Origin of the sequence: Pseudoalteromonas sp. CNC9-20 (assembly GCF_022347875.1) — a bacterium.
In the GTDB taxonomy this organism is placed as follows: Bacteria; Pseudomonadota; Gammaproteobacteria; order Enterobacterales; family Alteromonadaceae; genus Pseudoalteromonas; species Pseudoalteromonas ruthenica.
In genome coordinates this window covers 322,272-342,387 of sequence record NZ_JAKRFS010000004.1, presented here as the reverse complement: position 1 = coordinate 342,387, position 20,116 = coordinate 322,272, and the positions used below count along the sequence as shown (strand labels likewise).

16 protein-coding genes are annotated in these 20,116 nt (G+C 48.5%); 5 read left to right on the top strand and 11 right to left on the bottom strand.

Features of this window, described 5'->3' with window-relative positions; genetic code table 11:
* Positions 1 to 161: 161 nt before the first annotated feature.
* From putA to MHM89_RS11965, 3 genes are all read left to right on the top strand, one after another.
* A complete protein-coding gene (putA, locus tag MHM89_RS11975; RefSeq protein ID WP_151173399.1) occupies positions 162 to 3,965 on the top strand; it encodes a bifunctional proline dehydrogenase/L-glutamate gamma-semialdehyde dehydrogenase PutA in 3,804 nt (1,267 codons plus the stop codon).
* Positions 3,966 to 4,094: 129 nt separating this feature from the next.
* Positions 4,095 to 5,306: an HD-GYP domain-containing protein gene (locus MHM89_RS11970; protein WP_239408898.1), complete on the top strand. Its 1,212-nt coding sequence runs from the start codon at positions 4,095 to 4,097 to the stop codon at positions 5,304 to 5,306.
* A 196-nt stretch (positions 5,307 to 5,502) separates the two neighbouring features.
* Entirely contained in the window at positions 5,503 to 7,569 is a 2,067-nt protein-coding gene (locus MHM89_RS11965) for a catalase (protein ID WP_239408897.1), read from the top strand.
* A 46-nt stretch (positions 7,570 to 7,615) separates the two neighbouring features.
* Here MHM89_RS11965 and MHM89_RS11960 read toward each other — a convergent pair whose 3' ends face one another.
* A complete protein-coding gene (locus MHM89_RS11960) occupies positions 7,616 to 8,629 on the bottom strand; it encodes a general secretion pathway protein GspB (RefSeq protein ID WP_239408896.1) in 1,014 nt (337 codons plus the stop codon).
* 11 nt (positions 8,630 to 8,640) lie between these two features.
* Positions 8,641 to 9,558: an AAA family ATPase gene (locus MHM89_RS11955; RefSeq protein WP_138547066.1), complete on the bottom strand. Its 918-nt coding sequence runs from the start codon at positions 9,556 to 9,558 to the stop codon at positions 8,641 to 8,643.
* A gap of 158 nt (positions 9,559 to 9,716) precedes the next feature.
* Between MHM89_RS11955 and MHM89_RS11950 the strand changes: the two genes are divergently transcribed.
* Entirely contained in the window at positions 9,717 to 10,817 is a 1,101-nt protein-coding gene (locus MHM89_RS11950) for a tRNA nucleotidyltransferase (protein ID WP_239408894.1), read from the top strand.
* A 19-nt stretch (positions 10,818 to 10,836) separates the two neighbouring features.
* On the opposite strand, the gene MHM89_RS11945 is transcribed toward MHM89_RS11950, so the two are convergent.
* From MHM89_RS11945 to folB, 3 genes are read right to left on the bottom strand one after another with little or no spacing between them, the layout of a single operon-like run.
* The gene (locus MHM89_RS11945) at positions 10,837 to 11,640 is read right to left on the bottom strand and encodes an undecaprenyl-diphosphate phosphatase (RefSeq protein ID WP_239408893.1); all 804 of its coding nucleotides are present in this window, start codon (positions 11,638 to 11,640) and stop codon (positions 10,837 to 10,839) included.
* On the bottom strand, positions 11,637 to 12,119 hold the full coding sequence (gene folK / locus MHM89_RS11940) for a 2-amino-4-hydroxy-6-hydroxymethyldihydropteridine diphosphokinase (protein WP_045979263.1): 483 nt from the start codon (positions 12,117 to 12,119) through the stop codon (positions 11,637 to 11,639). Before folK ends, MHM89_RS11945 begins: the two co-directional genes overlap by 4 nt.
* A 2-nt stretch (positions 12,120 to 12,121) precedes the next feature.
* A complete protein-coding gene (gene folB, locus MHM89_RS11935) occupies positions 12,122 to 12,475 on the bottom strand; it encodes a dihydroneopterin aldolase (protein WP_022943360.1) in 354 nt (117 codons plus the stop codon).
* A 135-nt stretch (positions 12,476 to 12,610) separates the two neighbouring features.
* On the opposite strand from folB, the gene plsY reads away from it, so the two are divergent.
* Positions 12,611 to 13,204 carry a glycerol-3-phosphate 1-O-acyltransferase PlsY gene (gene plsY, locus MHM89_RS11930; RefSeq protein WP_022943359.1) on the top strand — a complete coding sequence of 198 codons (594 nt, stop codon included), beginning with the start codon at positions 12,611 to 12,613 and terminating at the stop codon, positions 13,202 to 13,204.
* A 14-nt stretch (positions 13,205 to 13,218) separates the two neighbouring features.
* Here the strand turns inward: plsY and MHM89_RS11925 are convergent, their stop codons facing one another.
* The 6 genes from MHM89_RS11925 to MHM89_RS11900 form a co-directional block, all read right to left on the bottom strand.
* Positions 13,219 to 13,884 carry an SAM-dependent methyltransferase gene (locus MHM89_RS11925; RefSeq protein WP_045979262.1) on the bottom strand — a complete coding sequence of 222 codons (666 nt, stop codon included), beginning with the start codon at positions 13,882 to 13,884 and terminating at the stop codon, positions 13,219 to 13,221.
* The gene (locus MHM89_RS11920) at positions 13,884 to 14,651 is read right to left on the bottom strand and encodes an ABC transporter permease (RefSeq protein WP_022943357.1); all 768 of its coding nucleotides are present in this window, start codon (positions 14,649 to 14,651) and stop codon (positions 13,884 to 13,886) included. Before MHM89_RS11920 ends, MHM89_RS11925 begins: the two co-directional genes overlap by 1 nt.
* Positions 14,651 to 15,574 carry an ABC transporter ATP-binding protein gene (locus tag MHM89_RS11915; RefSeq protein WP_022943356.1) on the bottom strand — a complete coding sequence of 308 codons (924 nt, stop codon included), beginning with the start codon at positions 15,572 to 15,574 and terminating at the stop codon, positions 14,651 to 14,653. Before MHM89_RS11915 ends, MHM89_RS11920 begins: the two co-directional genes overlap by 1 nt.
* Complete coding sequence (locus MHM89_RS11910; RefSeq protein ID WP_045979261.1) at positions 15,575 to 16,198, bottom strand: flavin prenyltransferase UbiX; 624 nt, start codon at positions 16,196 to 16,198, stop codon at positions 15,575 to 15,577.
* A complete protein-coding gene (gene mpl, locus MHM89_RS11905; RefSeq protein ID WP_239408892.1) occupies positions 16,195 to 17,550 on the bottom strand; it encodes a UDP-N-acetylmuramate:L-alanyl-gamma-D-glutamyl-meso-diaminopimelate ligase in 1,356 nt (451 codons plus the stop codon). The genes MHM89_RS11910 and mpl overlap by 4 nt, the downstream gene beginning before the upstream one ends.
* A gap of 77 nt (positions 17,551 to 17,627) precedes the next feature.
* Positions 17,628 to 20,057 carry a zinc-dependent metalloprotease gene (locus tag MHM89_RS11900; protein ID WP_239408890.1) on the bottom strand — a complete coding sequence of 810 codons (2,430 nt, stop codon included), beginning with the start codon at positions 20,055 to 20,057 and terminating at the stop codon, positions 17,628 to 17,630.
* Between the last annotated feature and the right edge of the window lie 59 nt (positions 20,058 to 20,116).

The window sequence follows — 20,116 nt, the reverse complement described above, 5'->3', positions numbered from 1 at the left end:
TGCCCGCGAATATGTATTCATATTGAGTGCAATCTCACCTTCGCGTTTTAGCAGCGGGGTGACCTACACTGTAGTAATTGTCGTAACCGAGGCCCCACCATCTCACCTTGTGGTGTGGGTACAGTTGCTATTTTTAGACTCCATGATTTTGAGGGTTGCTTATGTTATTTGAAGGCAATTTGATTACTGAATGCCCTATCCGCCAGAAGATCCGTGACTTCTATCGCATTGATGAAAATGAAGTGATTGATCATATTTTACCACTGGCTGAAGTAGGCGTTACGGCACGCAGTCGCGCTTGGGAGCGCGCACGACAAATGGTATTGAATATCCGCAAGGACCAAGATGGTCAAAACGGTATTGATGCCCTGTTAAATGAGTTCTCCCTGTCGACTGAGGAAGGGGTGGTGTTAATGTGTTTGGCCGAAGCGCTATTGCGAGTGCCAGACAAAGAAACACAGGATAATTTAATTCGCGATAAACTCGCTAATGGCGACTGGAGTTCGCACTTAGGTAGCAGTGAGTCGCTATTTGTTAATGCCTCATCGTGGGGCTTGTTGGTCACCGGAAAAATGGTGAACTACACCGACAAAAACAAAGAAGAACAGTTTGGCCTGCTAAAACGCACCATGGGCCGCCTTGGCGAACCGGTGATCCGTAAAGCAGTGAACTATGCCATGAAGATCATGGGCAAGCAGTTCGTTATGGGGCAAACCATTGATGAAGCCATTGAGCGCGCCGAAGAGACCGAGCGCAAAGGCTATGTTTACTCATACGACATGCTAGGCGAAGGCGCCCGCACTATGGCGGATGCTGATCGCTACTACGACAGCTACGTCAATGCAATTAATGCCATTGGTAAAGCGGCCAATGGTCGCGGCCCAGTAAAAAGCCCCGGCATTTCCGTTAAATTATCAGCAATTCATCCACGCTACGAGTTCACCCACCGTGAACGCGTCATGTCAGAGATTGTGCCCAAGCTAAAAGAGCTTGCACTGTTGGCGAAAAAATACGATATCGGCCTCACCGTTGACGCCGAAGAAGCCGATCGCCTAGATATTTCTCTTGATGTCATTGAAGCGGTATACAGCGATCCTGATTTAGGTGACTGGCAAGGTTTTGGTCTGGCCGTACAAGCCTATCAAAAACGCGCTATTTTTGTTTGTGAGTGGCTTACAGAGCTTGCTCGACGTGTAGGTCGTAAACTGATGGTACGTTTGGTTAAAGGCGCTTACTGGGACACCGAGATTAAAACCACACAGCAAGACGGTTTAGACCACTTCCCGGTCTTCACCCGTAAAGCCACCACCGATGTGTCGTACAAAGCCTGTGCTATCAAACTAATGGAAGCACGTGATGCACTATTCCCACAGTTTGCCACTCACAATGCTTACACTGCAGCGACCATTTTAGAAGTCGCTAAAGGTGACCATCACGGCTTTGAATTCCAGCGCTTACACGGTATGGGTGAATCTCTTTACGACCAAATTGTACTCAAAGAAAAGATTCAATGTCGTGTGTATGCGCCAGTGGGCCAGCATGAAGATTTGCTTGCTTACTTGGTACGTCGCCTGCTTGAAAACGGCGCCAACTCGTCATTTGTAAATGCCATTGTTGATACTAAGCAACCGGTAGAAGCACTGCTGCCAGATCCGGTAGAAACCCTGCAGGGTCTGCGTAATAAATACAACAAGCAGATCAAATTACCTATCGAGCTTTATGGTAGTGAACGCGCCAACTCAAAAGGCTTAGACCTGACTGATATCAATGCCATCACGCCGCTAAAAGAAAACCTTGATACCTGGTTCGAAGAACATCGTATTAGCGACGATCAGGTTGCTGAGGGTAACTTAGCAGTGCGTAACCCTGCTAATCATAAGGAAATCATCGGCCAATTGCATTTGCAAAGTGGCGAAGAGATGAAGACCTTATTGGAAAATGCCGAAAAAGAGTTTATCTCTTGGTCAGCAACGCCAGTAAAAGAGCGCGCAGACTTATTGCGTCGTGTCGGCGATATCCTTGAGCGCCACCATGATGAGCTGGTTGCCTTGTGTATAAAAGAAGCCGGGAAAGTGACCCAAGATGGCATCGATGAAGTCCGTGAAGCCGTAGACTTCTGCCGCTACTATGCAGCACGCGCCGAAGAACTCGCCGAGGACGAGCGTTTCGAGGCACGTGGCGTGATCCTCTGCATCAGCCCATGGAACTTCCCACTGGCTATTTTCCTTGGCCAAGTTGCAGCGGCTATCGTTACTGGTAATACCGTGATTGCTAAGCCAGCGGAGCAAACCAGTCTTATCGCTTTGCGCGCCATTGAACTGATGCATTCCGTCGGCTTGCCACAACATGTGGTGCAGCCAGTGATTGCTCGCGGTAGCGAAGTAGGTGAACATATTGTTCCTGATGAGCGCATCCAAGCAGTGATGTTCACAGGTTCCACAGAAACAGGTACGCTGATTTCCCGCACTTTAGCGGCTCGTAATGACATTCAAGTGCCCTTGATTGCCGAAACGGGCGGTCAAAACTGTATGATTGTCGATTCGACGGCGCTGCCGGAACAGGTTGTTGATGATGTCATCAAGTCTGGCTTTCAAAGTGCAGGTCAACGCTGTTCAGCATTGCGCGTGTTATTTATTCAAGAAGATGTTGCCGATGGCATGATTGAGATGCTCAAAGGCGCATTGGCCGAGTTGCATGTGGGCGACCCTGCCTACCTGTCTACCGACATCGGGCCGGTGATTGATGAAAAAGCACTGAAAACCCTCAACGATCATGTTGAGTACCTCAAAGGCAATGCGACCTTGCATTATGAATGTGCGATTCCTAATAACAGCGAGAACGGCGCGTACTTCTTTGCCCCGCGACTGTATGAAATCAAAGATTTATCGGTGCTCAAGCGCGAAGTGTTTGGCCCTATCGTGCATATAGTTCGCTACAAAGCCAGTGAGTTGGACGATGTGATCGATCAAATCAATGGTACCGGCTATGGCCTGACCATGGGTGTGCACTCTCGAATTGAAGAGCGCTGCCAGTATGTCGCTCGTCAATCTCGTGCCGGTAACGTATACGTTAACCGCAATATGATTGGCGCTATCGTTGGTGTGCAACCTTTTGGTGGCCGAGGCCTGTCTGGCACCGGACCGAAAGCCGGTGGCCCTAACTACCTATTGCGCTTGGTCAAAGAGAAGGCCTCGCCTGATAACGTGCAAATGACTGATTTGCCACCTGATGAGCGTGACCTTCACCATTACTCCGGCGCCAGCGAGAAAGTTGAAGAGCTGATGAGTAATTCATTACGCGATGAGAAGATTTGGCGCGCCACCGCGTTGAATGATCGTGTTTCGGCATTGCGTCAGTTACTGGCGAAGTTGGCGACGGTAGAGATCCTCGATGAGCTAGCCGATGACTTGGCAATGACCTTGAGCGATGCCAGAGCACAAATCAACCGTATCGAAAAGCGGATGAAACGCCACAAAGAGCTACCAGGACCAACAGGGGAATCAAACACCCTGCACCTCGAACCTCGTGGCTGTGTCGTGTGTTATGCCGATAAGAGTACGTCCTTTAATTTCTGGGCTATCTCTATCATCACCGCATTAGCGGCCGGTAACACAGTGATCACTGTGGCCTCAGAACTGTTCTATGAAGAAGCGCAAGCATTCAGAGATAAGTTCGTTGCCACAGGCGTTGCCGAAGGCGTGTTGCAGGTAGCAAAACCCAATCAGCTACAGGCAATTTTGGCTCACCGTCACCTAGCCGGTGCCGTAGTAGCCGCACGCTCATCGCGTTTAGGTTACTTCGCGCAGCAACTCGCGGGCCGTAAAGGCGCTATCCTGCCAGTGATCAGTGCCGAGTACTACGACACACTGATTAATCGTCTACTGACCGAAAAAACGATCAGTATTGATACCACCGCATCAGGGGGCAACACGTCACTGATGACGCTCGTGGAAGACGACGAATAGTTATAACTAAGCTATTGATTAAAAAGGCGCCGTCGGCGCCTTTTTTATTGCCTGCAGCAGTAATTGTTGCTACCTAGCAAGGGGAAACTTTGCTATGTTTTAAGGAAGAGTTCATAAAGCGGTAAATCAATGCACGATACCATCTCCATCAATCAGCTTAAGCCCGGTATGTTTGTTGTTCAGGTCAGTAAGCAATCAGGCTCTGTGAAAATAAAAAATCAGGGCTGGGTAAAGACGCAAACCGCGATTGAAAAGTTAAAAAAAGTGGGTGTGCAGGAAGTCATTATCGATCCTGACAAGACGCTACAGCGCAAAAAACCTAGCAAAGAAGCACAACCAAAACCCACTTCAACGGAGTCTGCAAAGCCGCAGAGCAGCGATCCTTGGGCGAGCAGTGTGAGCGTTGAAAGCGAACTTAACAAAGCACAACGCCTATACAGCGAAGCTAAACAGTTACAAAGCAAAGCTTTTAAAGATATTAAAGCGGGCCGCAAGATTGATGTGGGACCCTTTAAAGACGTCGCCAAAGGCTTTATGGATTCGGTGTTTCGCAATCAAGACGCTCTGGCCTGTCTCACTCGTTTACGGGAAAAAGATGCCTACTTGATGGAGCACTCTATTAATGTCTCCATCTTGATGACTATTTTCGCCAAACACTTGCGCCTCGATACTGACACCATTCATGAGTTAGCCACTGGTGCTTTACTGCACGACATTGGCAAAATAAAAATCCCCGATGAGATTTTACATAAACCGGGGCGCTTGAGTGAGCAAGAGTTCACGGTCATAAAAGACCACGCCCGCTTCAGTAAAGAAATCTTAGAACAGTCAGGCCTAACCGGCATTGCCGTCGATATTGCCGGGTTTCACCATGAGCGCATTGACGGCACTGGTTACCCTTTCGGCAAAAAAGCTGAGGAGATCAGCCAGTATGTGCGTATGGCATCGATAGTCGACGTTTACGATGCGCTAACCGCCGAGCGCGTTTATAAAGAAGGCATGACCCCAATTCAGGCATTTAAAATTCTCAAAGATGGCGTCCCCAATAGCTTTGATGGTGAGTTATTAAACCGCTTTATCCAATGCATTGGCGTGCACCCGGTAGGCACCTTGGTGAAGCTCACCAATCATAAGGTGGGAGTGGTGTCGCGCAGCAACCCTAATGACCCTCTCAAACCTCAGGTCAAAACCTTCTACAACGCTAAACATGCCCACTACACTCAGGTTGAGGATATAGATTTAACCCGAGCTCGGGCCAACGAAGAGCTCGAAGCAGCTGTTAAACCTGAGCTTTTCAACATCGACCTGATGCGTTTTTTCAAGCACTCGCTGATGCCTTAAAAAGAACTATACAGGGTGCTGAGCGGTATTGTTGAAAAAGTTACAGCGCCCTGTGCAACTTGTTCCCATTTTCTTCCCTCCTAAAAACGAAAACAACGCTGAAAGCCAAGCAATACCTGCTGACTTTGTGATGGTCCCTATTTTGCTACCAACTCATTATTCACTCTACTTTTGAAATGAGCAATAAGGATGGCAAATGGCTGAATCATTTAAATACCAAGGCAATGAAGGCAGTGGTGGTGAGCTTCACCAAAAAGCATCAGAAAAGCATCCAACGATGACCACAGCTCAAGGCTGCCCGGTAAGTGATAATCAAAACTCACTGACCGCCGCTAAGCGTGGCCCAGGACTGCTAGAAGATCATGTGCTACGTGAGAAACTATTTCATTTTGATCATGAGCGTATCCCTGAACGAGTGGTGCATGCTCGTGGTTACGGTGCGCACGGTTACTTCGAGACGTATGAGTCACTCTCGCAGTTAACCTGTGCTGACTTATTTCAACGTAAAGGTGAGAAGACCCCAGTTTTTGCTCGCTTTTCAACTGTTGCTGGCAATAAAGGCTCACCTGATTTAGCGCGTGATGTTCGTGGCTTTGCAGTTAAATTCTATACCCAAAAAGGTAATTGGGATTTAGTGGGAAATAACATTCCGGTATTTTTCATTCAAGACGCAATGAAATTCCCAGACCTCATCCATAGCGCCAAGGCAGAGCCGGACAGAGGGTTTCCGCAGGCACAAACGGCTCATGACAACTTTTGGGATTTTATCAGTCTTACGCCGGAGTCCATGCACATGGTTATGTGGGCCATGTCAGACCGCGCTATTCCCCGTTCACTGCGCTTTATGGAAGGTTTTGGCGTGCATACCTTTAAGTTTATCAATGCCGAGGGAGAGGAAAACTACGTTAAATTTCATTGGAAACCAAAACAGGGGATGCAATCAGTGGTTTGGAACGAAGCACTGAAGCTGAACGGCGCAGATCCCGACTATCACCGTCGTGATATGTGGGAATCGATTGCCAACGGCGACTACCCCGAGTGGGAGCTAGGGGTTCAGGTGTTCAGCCAAGAGTTTGCTGATCAGTTCGAGTTTGATGTGCTCGATGCCACCAAGCTTATTCCCGAGGAGCAAGTGCCGGTGCAAATAGTTGGCCGCATGGTACTCAACCGCGCCGTTGATAACTTTTTTGCAGAAACAGAACAAGTTGCTTTTTGTACACAAAATATTGTCCCGGGATTAGATTTTACTCCGGACCCATTGTTACAGGGGCGCAATTTTTCGTACCTAGATACGCAAACTAAGCGCTTAGGGGGCCCTAATTTTACTCACATCCCAGTGAACGCCCCAAAATGCCCAATGGCTCACTTTCACCAAGATGGTCATATGGCCATGCACAACCCCAAAGGCCGCATAAACTATGAGCCGAACTCTTGGCAAGAGCATGAGCATAACCCTCGAGAGTGTCCAACAACAGGATATAAAAGTGCCTCACAGCATACAGACGGCGATAAACTTCGCTATCGTTCAGAGACCTTTGCCGATCACTATAGTCAAGCAAGGCAGTTTTACCTCAGTCAAACGCCGATAGAGCAAGCTCATATTCACTATGCTCTGGTATTCGAGCTATCTAAAGTAGAGCACCTTGCCATTCGTGAACGCGTGGTCTCACACTTACTTAATATTGATACCACCTTAGCTAATGAGGTCGCCGATGGTCTACGTCTGCAAACTATGCCGGAGCCCGCACAAGCAGCTATGCCCACTCGAGATGATTTACCTACATCAGATGCATTGAGTATTTTGAAAAATACTGCGCACACTTTTGCTGGCCGAAAACTGGGGATTCTAATCAGTGATGGTTTCGACTTAACACTTTTTAAAGCGCTGACCACTGCATTAGACAACGAGGGCGCACGCTATGAAGTGATAGCGGCGCAGGTCGGAGGCGCAAAATCAAGCTGCGGCCATCATCAACAGGCTGATCAAGTTATCAACGGCGGGCCTTCTGTACTGTATGACGCAATAGCCGTGTTAACTACCGAAGAAGGTGCTGAAAAGTTAGCTGATATTGCTGAGGCCAAGGACTTTATTAGTGATGCTCACGCGCACATGAAGTTTATCGGTTATACCGAGCATGTCTCGCCTTTAATCTCTGCTGCTGGCCTTGGACAAAGCAAAGACGAGGGTTGGATAGACTTCGGCTCGACTGATATCACTCAATTTGTCGAGCAGCTACGTCAGTTACGTTTTTGGCAGCGCTAAAATCCACTAGGGGAAGTGTTACACACTTCCCCTTAATAGCTTACCGCTACGGCCAATCTTGCATTGCTTCGAGGCTAAATTCATAGTTATCAATGCTCAAAATGCTTTGCTCTGGGGTAATTTCTACGACCCGTAGACGACCCACGGAATCGCCCTCATACAGTTCGTAACCATTGATTTTTATCCACCGTTTGCTTTGCTCTGTGGCATAAATATGAGCTTGATAAACAAGTTTAGGAATACGGTTCTGTATGGTCTCAGGCAATAGCTCTATTGGATCTGCCATTGAGCTGGCGCGACTTGCGGTGGTGACTGAGTCATCGGTTTCCATATTTTCAGTGGCTGCCACGGCATCGGCAAATGCGCGTTTTAAATCATCAGATACCCCAGCTAATTGAGCATCATTTTGTTGCTCATAGGTGCGCTCAGCACCGCTGTCATTTTGATTGCTCAAGCCATTGTTGTAGGCGTTATTCATTTGCTTAGACTGTGGGTAAGCGTGGGTCTGTGTCATGGGCTGTCCAACCACCCTATATTGCCCTTGGTTTGCTGCTTGCATATTCATGTTAGCCTGATAGTGAGGCTGTATTTGCATAGCGGTATTAGCCTGTGTTGGCACCCATTGCATGTAAGCCCCAGGTGCTGAATAAGGTTGGGTCATTTGCGGCATAACATACACAGGAACCATTTGCTGATAAGGGTTCACTTGCCCTGGCATTTGCAATGCTTGCATATTGACTTGTCCCGGGGACGTTGCCACATTTGCCTCGCTATCCGAGGCTGTAGTAGACGCTTGCTCAGTCGCGTCTAAGCGTTGTGCAGGCGATTCAGTCGCCGCTTTCGCTTGCTTGCTTGGGTGCTCCTGAGGCTGCGTATGTAACTGCCATTGCTTACCGACAAAATACCCGATGGCCAAGGTAATCAATACAATAACAACTAACAGCAAAGACCAAGTTAAACGTCGATAAAAACGCAGCGCCTGTTGCTGCTCAAGGCCTTCGCCGGGAAGCTGTGCACCGGGGTTTTGTGATTGTTTGAGTGCATCTAATAACAGTGACATAAATAGTTGCCTTAAATGATGTAAGATAAGCCAATGCCCAGGGCAAATAGCATCATAATGCCACCGAGGGTGAAAATAAATCGCCAATACCGACCTTGTTGGCGAGGCAGAGATTGCTCTGTTTCAGGCAAGGCTTCACGCGCAGCTTGCACAATAATACGCTTATTAATGTGATTCACCTGCGCCGAATACGCTCCTAATAAAGCTCGTTCACACAACAAGTTAATCAGCCTAGGGATCCCCCCTGTAAGTTGATGCACGTACTTTACCGCACCTTTGTCGAACAAGGTTTGTCGGCCCCCTGCTACCTTTAAACGGTGTTTTATATATGCATCCACCTGAGTCAAAGCTAACGGCAATAAGTGATAGCGCGCGGTAATGCGCTGCGCAAGTTGGCGCAATTCATTGCGACGCAATAGAGTTTGCAGCTCGGGTTGACCCACAAGGATAATTTGCAGCAATTTTTTGTGGTTTGTTTCCAGGTTAGTCAGTAATCGCAATTGCTCTAACACTTGTGGAGCAAGATGTTGCGCTTCATCAATGATCAACATGGTATGACGCCCTTGCTGGTGATTATCCAGTAAGCGCGCTTTAATTAAGTCCGTTAGCACCTTCAGGGTGGCTTTTTCTGAGTCATACGAAATAGCCAACTCATCACAAATACTCGCCAGTAACTCCAGCTCAGATAAGGTTGGGTTAAGAATAAACGCAACCTGTGTAGAGTCTGGCACTTGCTCTAACATACAACGAGTGACGGTGGTTTTCCCCGTGCCCACTTCACCAGTCAGCAATACAAACCCGCCTGACTCCCCAAGCCCGTGCGTTAAATGGGCAAGCGCCTCTTTGTGACGTTCACTCAAATACAAGTATTCTGGATTCGGCGCAATAGAGAACGGCTTTTCGCTTAAGCCAAAATAGTCTTGATACACAAACAAGGTCCTTTGAGTTTGTCGCCCAGGTTAACTGCGCCGAGCAATCGCTGCGCACAGTCGTTTTTTATTATCGCGCCTATAATGACAAAAAAACGCCAGCGAGAAAACTCTGATACAATCATCACCATTAATAACAGCACAATAACGGAATGGGCATGCAAACCTACCTTGTCGGCGGCGCAGTACGAGATAAATTATTAGGCCGCAAAGTCAAAGAGTACGATTATGTTGTGGTCGGTGCAACGGTAGAGCAAATGAAGACGCTGGGCTTTACTCAAGTAGGTAAGGACTTTCCCGTTTTTTTGCACCCCAAAACCAAGGATGAGCATGCTCTGGCACGCATAGAGCGTAAGCAGGGACAAGGGTACACCGGGTTTATTTGCGACTTTACGCCAGACATCACACTAGAGCAGGACTTAGCGCGACGCGATTTAACGGTCAATGCCATCGCTGAAGATGCTCAAGGTCAACTGATTGACCCTTATCATGGCCAGAAGGACCTTGAGCAACGCATATTACGTCATGTCAGCCCCGCCTTTAGTGAAGACCCGCTGCGGGTGCTTCGAGTCGCACGCTTTCGCGCTCGTTACTATGAATTGGGCTTCACGATTGCTGATGAAACACTAACACTAATGCGACAGATAGCCGCCAGTGGCGAACTTGCAAGCTTAACACCAGAGCGCGTTTGGTTAGAATGGCATAAGGCTCTGGAAGACGGCTATATCGACTGCTTCGTTGATGCGTTGTATCAGGCACAAGCTTTAACTGAATTATGCCCTGCACTCGCCACTCACTGGCCTGAACAGCACGCTTGGCTAACCCCGCGTATTGACTACGCACGCCAGCAAAGCTTAGCGGCCACTACCCATTTCGCACTACTCATGTGTAAGCTCAGTCACGATGAACGCGCAGCCTTTTTCCAACATTTTCGCGTCCCTAATCAGTTTATTCACAGCGCTCAATTGTTGGCCCAACACCATCAGACACTGGCTCATTACGATGCTGAGATACTGCTAGAGCTATTTAATGCCATTGATTTATGGCGCCGCCCAGAACACCTCAATCAATTACTGATAAGTTACGATGCCTACACCTTAGGCCAGTTTGATGCTCAGCATCAAGTACGCCAAGCCGCGCACCATGCTCAACAAGTCAGTGCCCAAACCTATATCCAACAAGGGATCAGTGGCGCTGCAATTAAAACGGCTTTGCAGCAGGGGCGATTAGCGGCTATCCGCGAAGCTCTTGAGAGCTAAATAAAAAGGGCTAGTAGCACTAGCTATAAAGCAAAAAGGCCAGTAGCCCAACCCCTAAGATTAAGCGATAAATAACAAATGGCAGCATTCCCATGCGCTCAATGTATTTTAAAAATAGGAAGATACAGGCATAGGCGGCGACAAATGAAAGCCCTGCACCTAGGGTCAGTGCCTGCCAATCAACTGCGTTGTCGCCTGTCGCCAACTGCACCGTTTTTATCAGTCCCATACCGCCAATAACCGGCACTGAGAGTAAAAACGAAAAGCGTGCCGCGCTTTGCTTATTTAAGCCCAAAAACAGGCCGGCGGTCATGGTAATACCTGAGCGCGAGGTGCCCGGGATCAGCGCAACAGCTTGCGCCAAACCAATCAACAGAGCCGATTTCCAGTTCAGCTGATAAATATTCTTAGTTTCTTTGGCCTTAAAATCTGCCCACCACAAAACCAGACCGAAGAAAATGGTGGTAATGGCAATAACAATAGCAGCACGTAAGTGCTGTTCTATCAAGTCTTCAAATACTTGCGCCGCTAACCCAGCAGGAATGGTAGCCAGCAAAATGTACCAGCCAAGACGACTGTCATCGCTTGCGCCCTGAGAACCAAACGATTTAAACCAAGCAACAACAATATCGCCAATCTCTTTACGAAAATAAATCATCACCGCCAGCAACGAGCCGACATGCACGGCAACATCAAAAGCTAAACCTTGATCCTGCCAGCCTAAAAGCTGTGATGGCAAAATAAGGTGTGCCGAGCTGGAAATAGGTAAGAATTCAGTGAGGCCCTGTATAATGGCTAAAACGATGATCGCAAGAATGGTCATTCGAAAGCTACCTTCCATAGTTTTTGTTGAGATTTATCATAACCCTGCCAAAGCTCAGCGATGGTCGCTTGCGCAATGGGGTGGTAAAAATCCGGGGCTATTTCAAATAAAGGCCAAAGCACAAAAGCATTTTTAGTAATTTCATCTCGCGGTAGTTGCGCTGGCGTATCGCAAATCACATCGTCGTAAAAGAGTAAGTCGAGGTCCAACGTGCGTGGACTAAACTTTTTATCTGCCGGAGTACGGCCATGATCCCGTTCAATTTGCTTTAATAAAGCGCATACTTGATGCAGCGTCATATCGGTATCGACGCCGGCAACCGAGTTATAAAAGTTACTGCCATTAAAGCCGACCGCTTCACTTTCAAACACACTCGAGTGCTCTAAGGCGCCGAAATAATAGCGCAGCGCAGATAAACCTTTGCTTAAGTTTTCGTGCTTGTTGATATTAGAGCCCAAGCTAATGTAAATACGCGCCATAACTAGTGCTTACTACGGGTGATCATCACCCCCACCGTTTGTGCTTGTGGTACGGCTGCAGGCTTGCTGACTTTGATACTCACCTTATTAGTGGCAAACTCTGCTAGGATGAGTGCCGCTAACTGCTCTAGAAGTGTTTCCAGCAGCTCGACCGGTTTCGCAATACAGTGCTCGGTCACACGGCGGCTCACTTCGGCATAATCTATTGTCTGAGATAGGTCATCGCTGGCTGCCGCAGCAGCAATATCACAATCCATTTCGATGTCAAAATACAGGCTCTGTTTACATTCTTTCTCAAAGTCGTACACTCCTATTATGGTGTCGACCTTTAGTTGCGATATATAGACTTTATCCATCTCTTCGGCTCCAATGCCAGCTGGTCGGATACCTACGCGGCGTTAAACTCAGTACCCTGAGCCAGACAAACTGCTCAAATAAACAATGAGCGGCGATAATAGCCCAAAACGTACAATTAAAAAATAAGGATGACAGTGTTAGCGGCGTTAATGTGCATTTTTGCCTACCTTCTAGGCTCGGTCTCATCGGCAGTACTGATTTGTCATCTGTTTGCGTTGCCAGACCCAAGAAAAGCGGGCTCAAAAAATCCCGGTGCCACGAATGTTTATCGTTTAGGCGGCAGACTGCCTGCGGTGATGGTGCTGTGCTTTGATATTTTAAAAGGCACCATACCCGTATGGGGCGCTTACTTTATGGGCATAGATCCTATCTATTTAGGCTTGGTTGCCGTGGCCGCATGTTTAGGGCACATCTACCCACTCTTTTTTGGCTTTAAGGGCGGCAAAGCCGTGGCCACCGCCTTTGGAGCCTTACTGCCGATAGGTTTATCGCTCGGGGGATTGCTTATTCTTACTTGGGCCAGTGTCGTTGCGCTGACTCGCTATTCGTCGTTGGCAGCATTGGTAACCGTGTCGTTAGCGCCACTATACACTTGGTTGATAAAACCCTTATACACTTTGCCTGTCACGTTTTTAACCGTCGTCATTATTTTTCGCCACCGAGCAAATATGGTGCGTTTATTCAAAGGTGAAGAGCCAAAGGTTGGCGAGAAGAAAAAAGCCGAGTAACACTCGGCTAGTATTTATAAGTCGACAACCAAGCGATAACTGCTTTGGCCACTGGCCCAATACTTGCGCTCAAACGGCGTGATCGCGCTGTCGCTATGATAAGGCTCAACAGCCGTTGGGTGCCCTGCCAATTGCAATGCTCTGGCAAACTCACGAACATAAATATGCCAATTGCTGCGCAGCTCTAGACGCCCGCCTAAGGCAACAATAGTCGGAAAAATAGCAGCGCCGTGCCAGCGACGTTGGATATGCTTAGCCTTCGGCCAAGGGTTCGGATAGAGCAAGTAATGATGACTCGGTTGCCACTGAGCTTGCTTTGCCAAGCGCCAAAAGTCATTCAAGTCAGCTTGCACTAGCAGGTACTCTCCTCCCTCATCTTGGCGGTACTGCACGTCGTGTTTGTGCAAACGATGCGCTGACTTATCAACACCAATAATCAAAGCATCTGGGTGCACTTTAGCTAAATTAGCGGTACTTTCACCAACACCACAACAGGAGTCCAAAATGATAGGCCCGTTGGCTTGTTGTACTTTATCGTTTACTTCGTCAAAAGCGCGCTGAGTGTGCGCGGCTATCGGCTTTTTAAACTCAGCATTAAGGTGCTTAGTGACGATATCATCGAGCTTGTCATGGAGGCTCGGTTGGTTCGAAACAATCGCACGAGAACTTGCATCAACCATCAGTGACGTAACCCCACACCTTTGCGAATTAAAGTCAGAGCCAAGGTAAATAAGGCGGTGATAAACAGTAGCAGCACCGCAAATGATACCCAAATATTGACATCCGATACCCCTAAAAAGCCAAATCTAAAGGCATTAACCATGTAAATGATCGGGTTGATTTGCGACACTCCCTGCCAAAACTCAGGTAGCAGAGTAATGGAATAAAACACCCCGCCAAGGTAGGTCAATGGTGTGAGCACAAAGGTCGGGATGATACTGATGTCATCGAAACTATTGGCATAAACCGCGTTAATCAATCCACCTAGAGCGAATACTGCTGAGGTCAGAATAACCGTGGCGATAATCACAAATATATTATGAATTTGGATATCGACAAAAAACAGCGACACTAAGGTCACCATTAACCCCACGAGCATGCCACGAGCCATACCCCCACCCATGTACCCCAATACAATAATGTAATTCGGTACAGGGGCCACCAGCAGCTCTTCAATACTTTTTTGAAACTTAGTAGAGTAAAAACTAGAGGCCACATTCGAGTAGGAGTTGGTGATCACCGACATCATAATAAGCCCAGGGACGATAAACTCCATGTAGGTAAAGCCGCCCATTTCGCCAATACGCGAGCCAATTAAACTGCCAAAGATAACGAAGTACAGGGTCATGGTAATCGCGGGAGGCACAAGGGTTTGCACCCAGATACGCAAAAAGCGAATACACTCTTTAATCCAAATACTTTTTAGCGCTACGCCATACTTCAACATTAAGACTGTCCTCGCTCTTGATTCAACAAACCCACAAACAATTCTTCCAGGCGGTTAGCCTTATTGCGCATACTCAATACCGTGTTGCCTTGTGCGGTTAAAGCATTAAAGACCTCATTCAAACCTTGTGATTTCGCCACTTCCACCTCAACGGTGTGCTCATCGCTCAGGGTGAATTCGTAGCCAGGCAAGCTCACCGGCTTAGCCGGTTGTTGCAAATCGAGAATAAAGGTTTCTTTGTCCAACTTAGCTAGCAATGCTTTAATCGTGGTGTGCTCAACAATAATGCCTTGGTCGATAATAGCGATGTTTTTACACAGCAACTCCGCCTCTTCAAGGTAATGAGTGGTTAGGATAATAGTCACCCCTTGGCGGTTAATTTCGCGCAAAAAATCCCACATTGAGCGTCGTAGTTCGATATCAACCCCGGCCGTTGGCTCATCCAAGATAAGCAACTTGGGCTCGTGCATTAACGCCCGTGCAATCATTAATCGGCGTTTCATCCCGCCGGAGAGGCTGCGTGCTTGTTTGTCTTTTTTATCCAGCAAGCCTAATTGCTTTAGGTACTTATCTGCACGTTTATGGGCTTCGCCGCGCGGCACACCATAATAGCCCGCTTGGTTCACCAGGATTTGTTGCAGGGTTTCAAACTGACTGAAGTTGAACTCTTGTGGTACCAAGCCCAACTCTGACTTCGCCGCCTCTAAGTCAGTATCAATGTTGTGGCCAAATACTTCGACTTTACCTGAGGTTTTGTTCACTAACGATGAAATCACCCCGATGGTGGTCGACTTACCGGCACCATTGGGGCCTAACAAAGCAAAAAAGTCGCCTTGCTGTACTTGCAGGTCGATCCCTTTCACTGCTTGTACGCCATTTTTATAGGTTTTGGTGAGTCCTTCAATATTCAATGCCACTGTCATTTACTTTTGCTCTCCATAACCCCAACGTGAGGTCAATTGTTGTTCGATTCCGAGGTGGTCGAGGATCCGCGCCACCATAAAGTCCACCAACTCAGCAATACTCTGCGGTTGATGATAAAAGCCCGGCGCCGCCGGCATAATAGTGACTCCTAAGCGCGATAGCTTGAGCATATTCTCAAGATGAATTTCATTAAAAGGCGTTTCTCGGGGCACTAAAATTAACTGTCCGCGTTCTTTGATGACCACATCCGCAGCGCGCTCAAGGAGATTATCCGAGGCACCAACGGCAATGGCGGATACTGCACCAGCGCTGCATGGGCACACCACCATTTTTTTCGGTGCCGCTGAGCCCGAAGCCACAGGACTAAACCAGTTGTCTTTGCCAAACACCTGCAGTTGTTCGGATTCGGCGCCAAAGCGCTCGCTCAACTGTGCCGTGGCTTTTTGCTCATTCGCAGAGAGTTTGATGTTCGATTCGGTGTCCAGCACCACCCGCGCCGCACTGGAAATTAACACAAACACCTGGTGCCCTTGCTGAAGTAACACTTCGAGCAAACGCAAACCATAGGGAGCGCCCGAGGCGCCACTAAAGGCTAAGGTGATTGGTTCTTTGAATTGGCTCATACCTTTTCCTTATTCGCTAAGGCATCAAGTAAACGTTGGTGAATGCCGCCAAAGCCGCCATTACTCATAACCAATATATGGCTGTTTGGCGCGGCTTCGGCAATGATGTTATCTACGAGCGCATCAATATCGTGTTCACAGTGCGCACCCGCTTTGTCAGCTTGCTCTGTCAATGACCACCCCAGACCGGGGGGCTGGTATAAAAAGCAGTTATCAGCTGCCTGCAATGACGCCATCAGGGTGTCTTTATGCACGCCCATTTTCATGGTGTTCGAGCGCGGCTCCAGCACTGCAATAATACGCTCATCGCCTACCTTAGCACGAAGCCCGGCCAGGGTAGTGGCAATTGCGGTAGGGTGATGGGCAAAATCGTCATAAACGGTGACCCCCGCTACTTGGCCCTTTAATTCCATCCGCCGTTTTGGCGATTGAAACTGCTCTAGTGCAGCAATACTGGTTGCCACCGCCACTCCAGCGTGACGCGCGGCAGCGATCGCCATCAAAGCGTTATTCACGTTGTGCTCGCCAATTGCCTGCCAGTTTACGCAGCCTTGCACTTCACCCTGATAAAGTACGTCGAAGGCACTGCCATCGGCGCTACGCAGACGATAATGCCACTGCTGTGGGGCCAGTACTTCATATTCGCTCCAACAGCCTCGGTCGATCACTTCTGCCAAGGCGTTATCCTGTTGCGGATAAATCACCTTGCCGCTGCCTGGTAAGGTGCGCATCAGGTGATGAAACTGAGTTTGTATTGCCGCTAAGTCTGGAAATATATCGGCGTGATCAAACTCTAAGTTATTTAACACTAAGGTACGTGGCAGATAGTGGACAAACTTGCTGCGCTTATCAAAAAATGCGGTATCGTACTCATCCGCCTCAATAACAAAAAAAGGCGTTTCACCGAGGCGTGCCGACACGCCAAAGTTTTGCACCACTCCGCCAATGAGAAAGCCCGGCTTGAGCCCTGCGTACTCCAGTATCCACGCTAACATACTCGCCGTGGTGGTTTTACCATGAGTGCCGGCCACAGCAAGCACCCAACTGTCGCGTAGTAGGTGCTCCTTTAACCACTCAGGGCCGGAGGTATAGCGCAAGCCTTTATCTAATACATACTCGACACAAGGATTGCCGCGACTCATAGCATTGCCAATGATAACCACATCGGGAGCTGGGTTAAGTTGGCTCGGATCATAGCCCTGTACGAGTTCAATCCCCAGCTGCTCCAGTTGAGTGCTCATGGGCGGGTAAACATTTTCATCAGAGCCGGTTACCTGATGCCCTAAAGCCTTGGCAATAGCGGCGATACCGCCCATAAAGGTGCCGCAAATGCCGAGAATATGTATGTGCATAGAATTTTCCATTGGCGAAAAGAAAGCCGCTCAGCACCTTAGTCATACTGAGCGGCTCTATATGATGCCAAAATAACTTAGATAGGTGAACCCGGCGGCATAGGTAAAGGTTTAAAGCTTTGCGGCCACTGACCGCGCTCTAGGAATTGGTTAATGGCATCAGCTAAATGTTGTTTAAAGGCACTTTCGCCGCTACTCACGCTGCCCAGCAGCTTATCTTGTTGATAGTCATCGGCAATTTGCCGTAAGTAGTACTTGAATTGAGCTTGTACTTCAGGCGCCACTTTGTCGCTACTGACTAAATTAACAAAATGCTGAGCACTCAACCACTGAATACGATGTTGCACTTTCGCCGCCATCGCGCTGGGATGCTCATTATCAAAAATGCGGGCAACAAACTGCTCAAGTAAGTTATCGAGCCCAAACGATTGCTCGCTACGGGCTCCTTGTTGGGCAAGGCGATTCAGACGTTCAGGGTGAAACAACAGTGCTAACGTATGATTTGCCGCCACCTCAGGAAGCGCCATGGCATCAAGGGTGATCCCGGTACGCCCTTTTACACTTTCACGGGTTGGGTATTCGCCATAGGCTTTCGGTGGGATCAACGCCACCACACTCTCGGGTAACACTAACTGCTGCGCATCGAGAGTTGCCAATAGCGCTTGAAACGCACTTTGTTGGCGCTCTCGAGCAACAACCTGGGTTCCTTGCACCGGTTGCGCACTGCGCACTTCATAACTGTAATCAACGCCCCCGACTAACTTCACCGCCGCCTCAACTTGATAGCGGTGAAATAGATACAAGGGCACTAGCACTTCCTCCAGCTGCGATAAGGAGGTGCCCGCTTTGACATTCTCGATACCAAATCGCGCCAGTGCCTGTTTGCGCACTTGCATCACACGTTGTAGCTCAGCGGCAGGGTCTTCACCATTATCCCATAGGTGACCGCTCGGGTGGGCGCCGCCTTGAGCTCGGGCATCGCGATCAGAGATAAACTCTAATCCCAATTCACGATTTTGCGCCAAAATAGCATGCAACTGTTCGTCTTCGTCCTGGCCACGAAAATCACTGTAGCCGTATTTAATCACCTGTTCATCCCACAGCCCCATGCCTTTGGCATAGCCCTTGGTGGTATCTAACTGACCTTGCTGATTGAGCGCCACTAACGGGTGCGGATAATCCATGACCGAGGCTCGGGCACGGCTTGAGGCGGCAAAGTTATGAGCGATCCCTAGTGTGTGGCCTATTTCATGCGCACTGAGTTGACGGATGCGATCGAGCGCCATGGCTTGTAGCTTCTCGGTAACCTCATCACCCTTTTTATAGGGGGCAGCCAAGGCTTCGGCTATTAAAATGTCTTGGCGTACACGTAGCGATCCCAAGGTTACATGACCTTTGATAATCTCTCCGGTACGCGGGTCAATCACTGAGCCACCATAAGACCAGCCCCTCGTGGCGCGATGGACCCACTGAATCACGTTATAGCGCACATCCATGGGATCAGCATGCTCAGGCAGCATTTTCACTTGGAAGGCATTTTTGTAGCCCGCCTTTTCAAAGGCAGTGTTCCACCACTTGGCACCATCGAGTAATGCTGTGCGCACCGGCTCAGGCACCCCGGGGTCAAGGTAGTAAACGATCGGCTTAACAGCTTCACTTAATGCTTTATTCGGGTGTTTTTTCTCCAGTCGATGGCGCGGGATATAGCGTACATACATGCTCTCCCCCAGTGGCGCCGAATAGTCTTTATGCTCGATACTCCAATAACCCGACTGCGGGTGAAACTCGCGCGGTTGATAATTGTCGTCTGGCAATGCAATCAATGAATGATGCATATGCACCGTCAGTGCATAAGGGTCGGCACTGACTTGCTTTACGTATTCACCAGGCTTAGTGCCACTAAACGTTAGCACCGCTTCCAGCTCGGTATTGTTTACAAAAGACTTACTGCGCGGCATGTGCACGGCGCTACGTGAGGTGTCTAAGTTAAAGTGACCTTGCTTACGCGCCGCTAAAGTGCGGCTCACGCCATGTACATCACTCAGCAGGTAGGGAGTATAATCAATCACCACCCGAGTATCGGTGAGCGCTTTAATTTCAAACCCGTGGAGAATGCTTGAGGCAAACGCTTCGCGCACGCTTTGCTGTTCCGCTTGATTACTGCTAGAAGCTCGGTAATAGCTATTCAGGGCACGTAGCATCACCTTGTTGCCCATACGCTCAAACTGCGCCAAGTAGGTATTGCCCAACTGACCGCGATCTAAACCAATATCGTTCGAACCGACACCATAAGGTAAGCTTTGTTGCAGCAAAAACGGCTGTTTAAGTTTATCTACTTCCAAGTACAGTTTGCCTTCATCATTGGCATAGTAAAACGTGAAATAACCAGGATACTTGCTCATATTTTGCGTAAACTGGCTGATAGACTTAATTGCTGCGTGCGCTTGGGTTATCATAGGCAGCAACAAGAGGAACAGTGCGATTCGTAGTATCTGCGGTTTCACCATGGTTCTCACTTTGTTATTGGTATCGTTTGTAGAGTGTAGAAATTATCGCCATTGAGTAT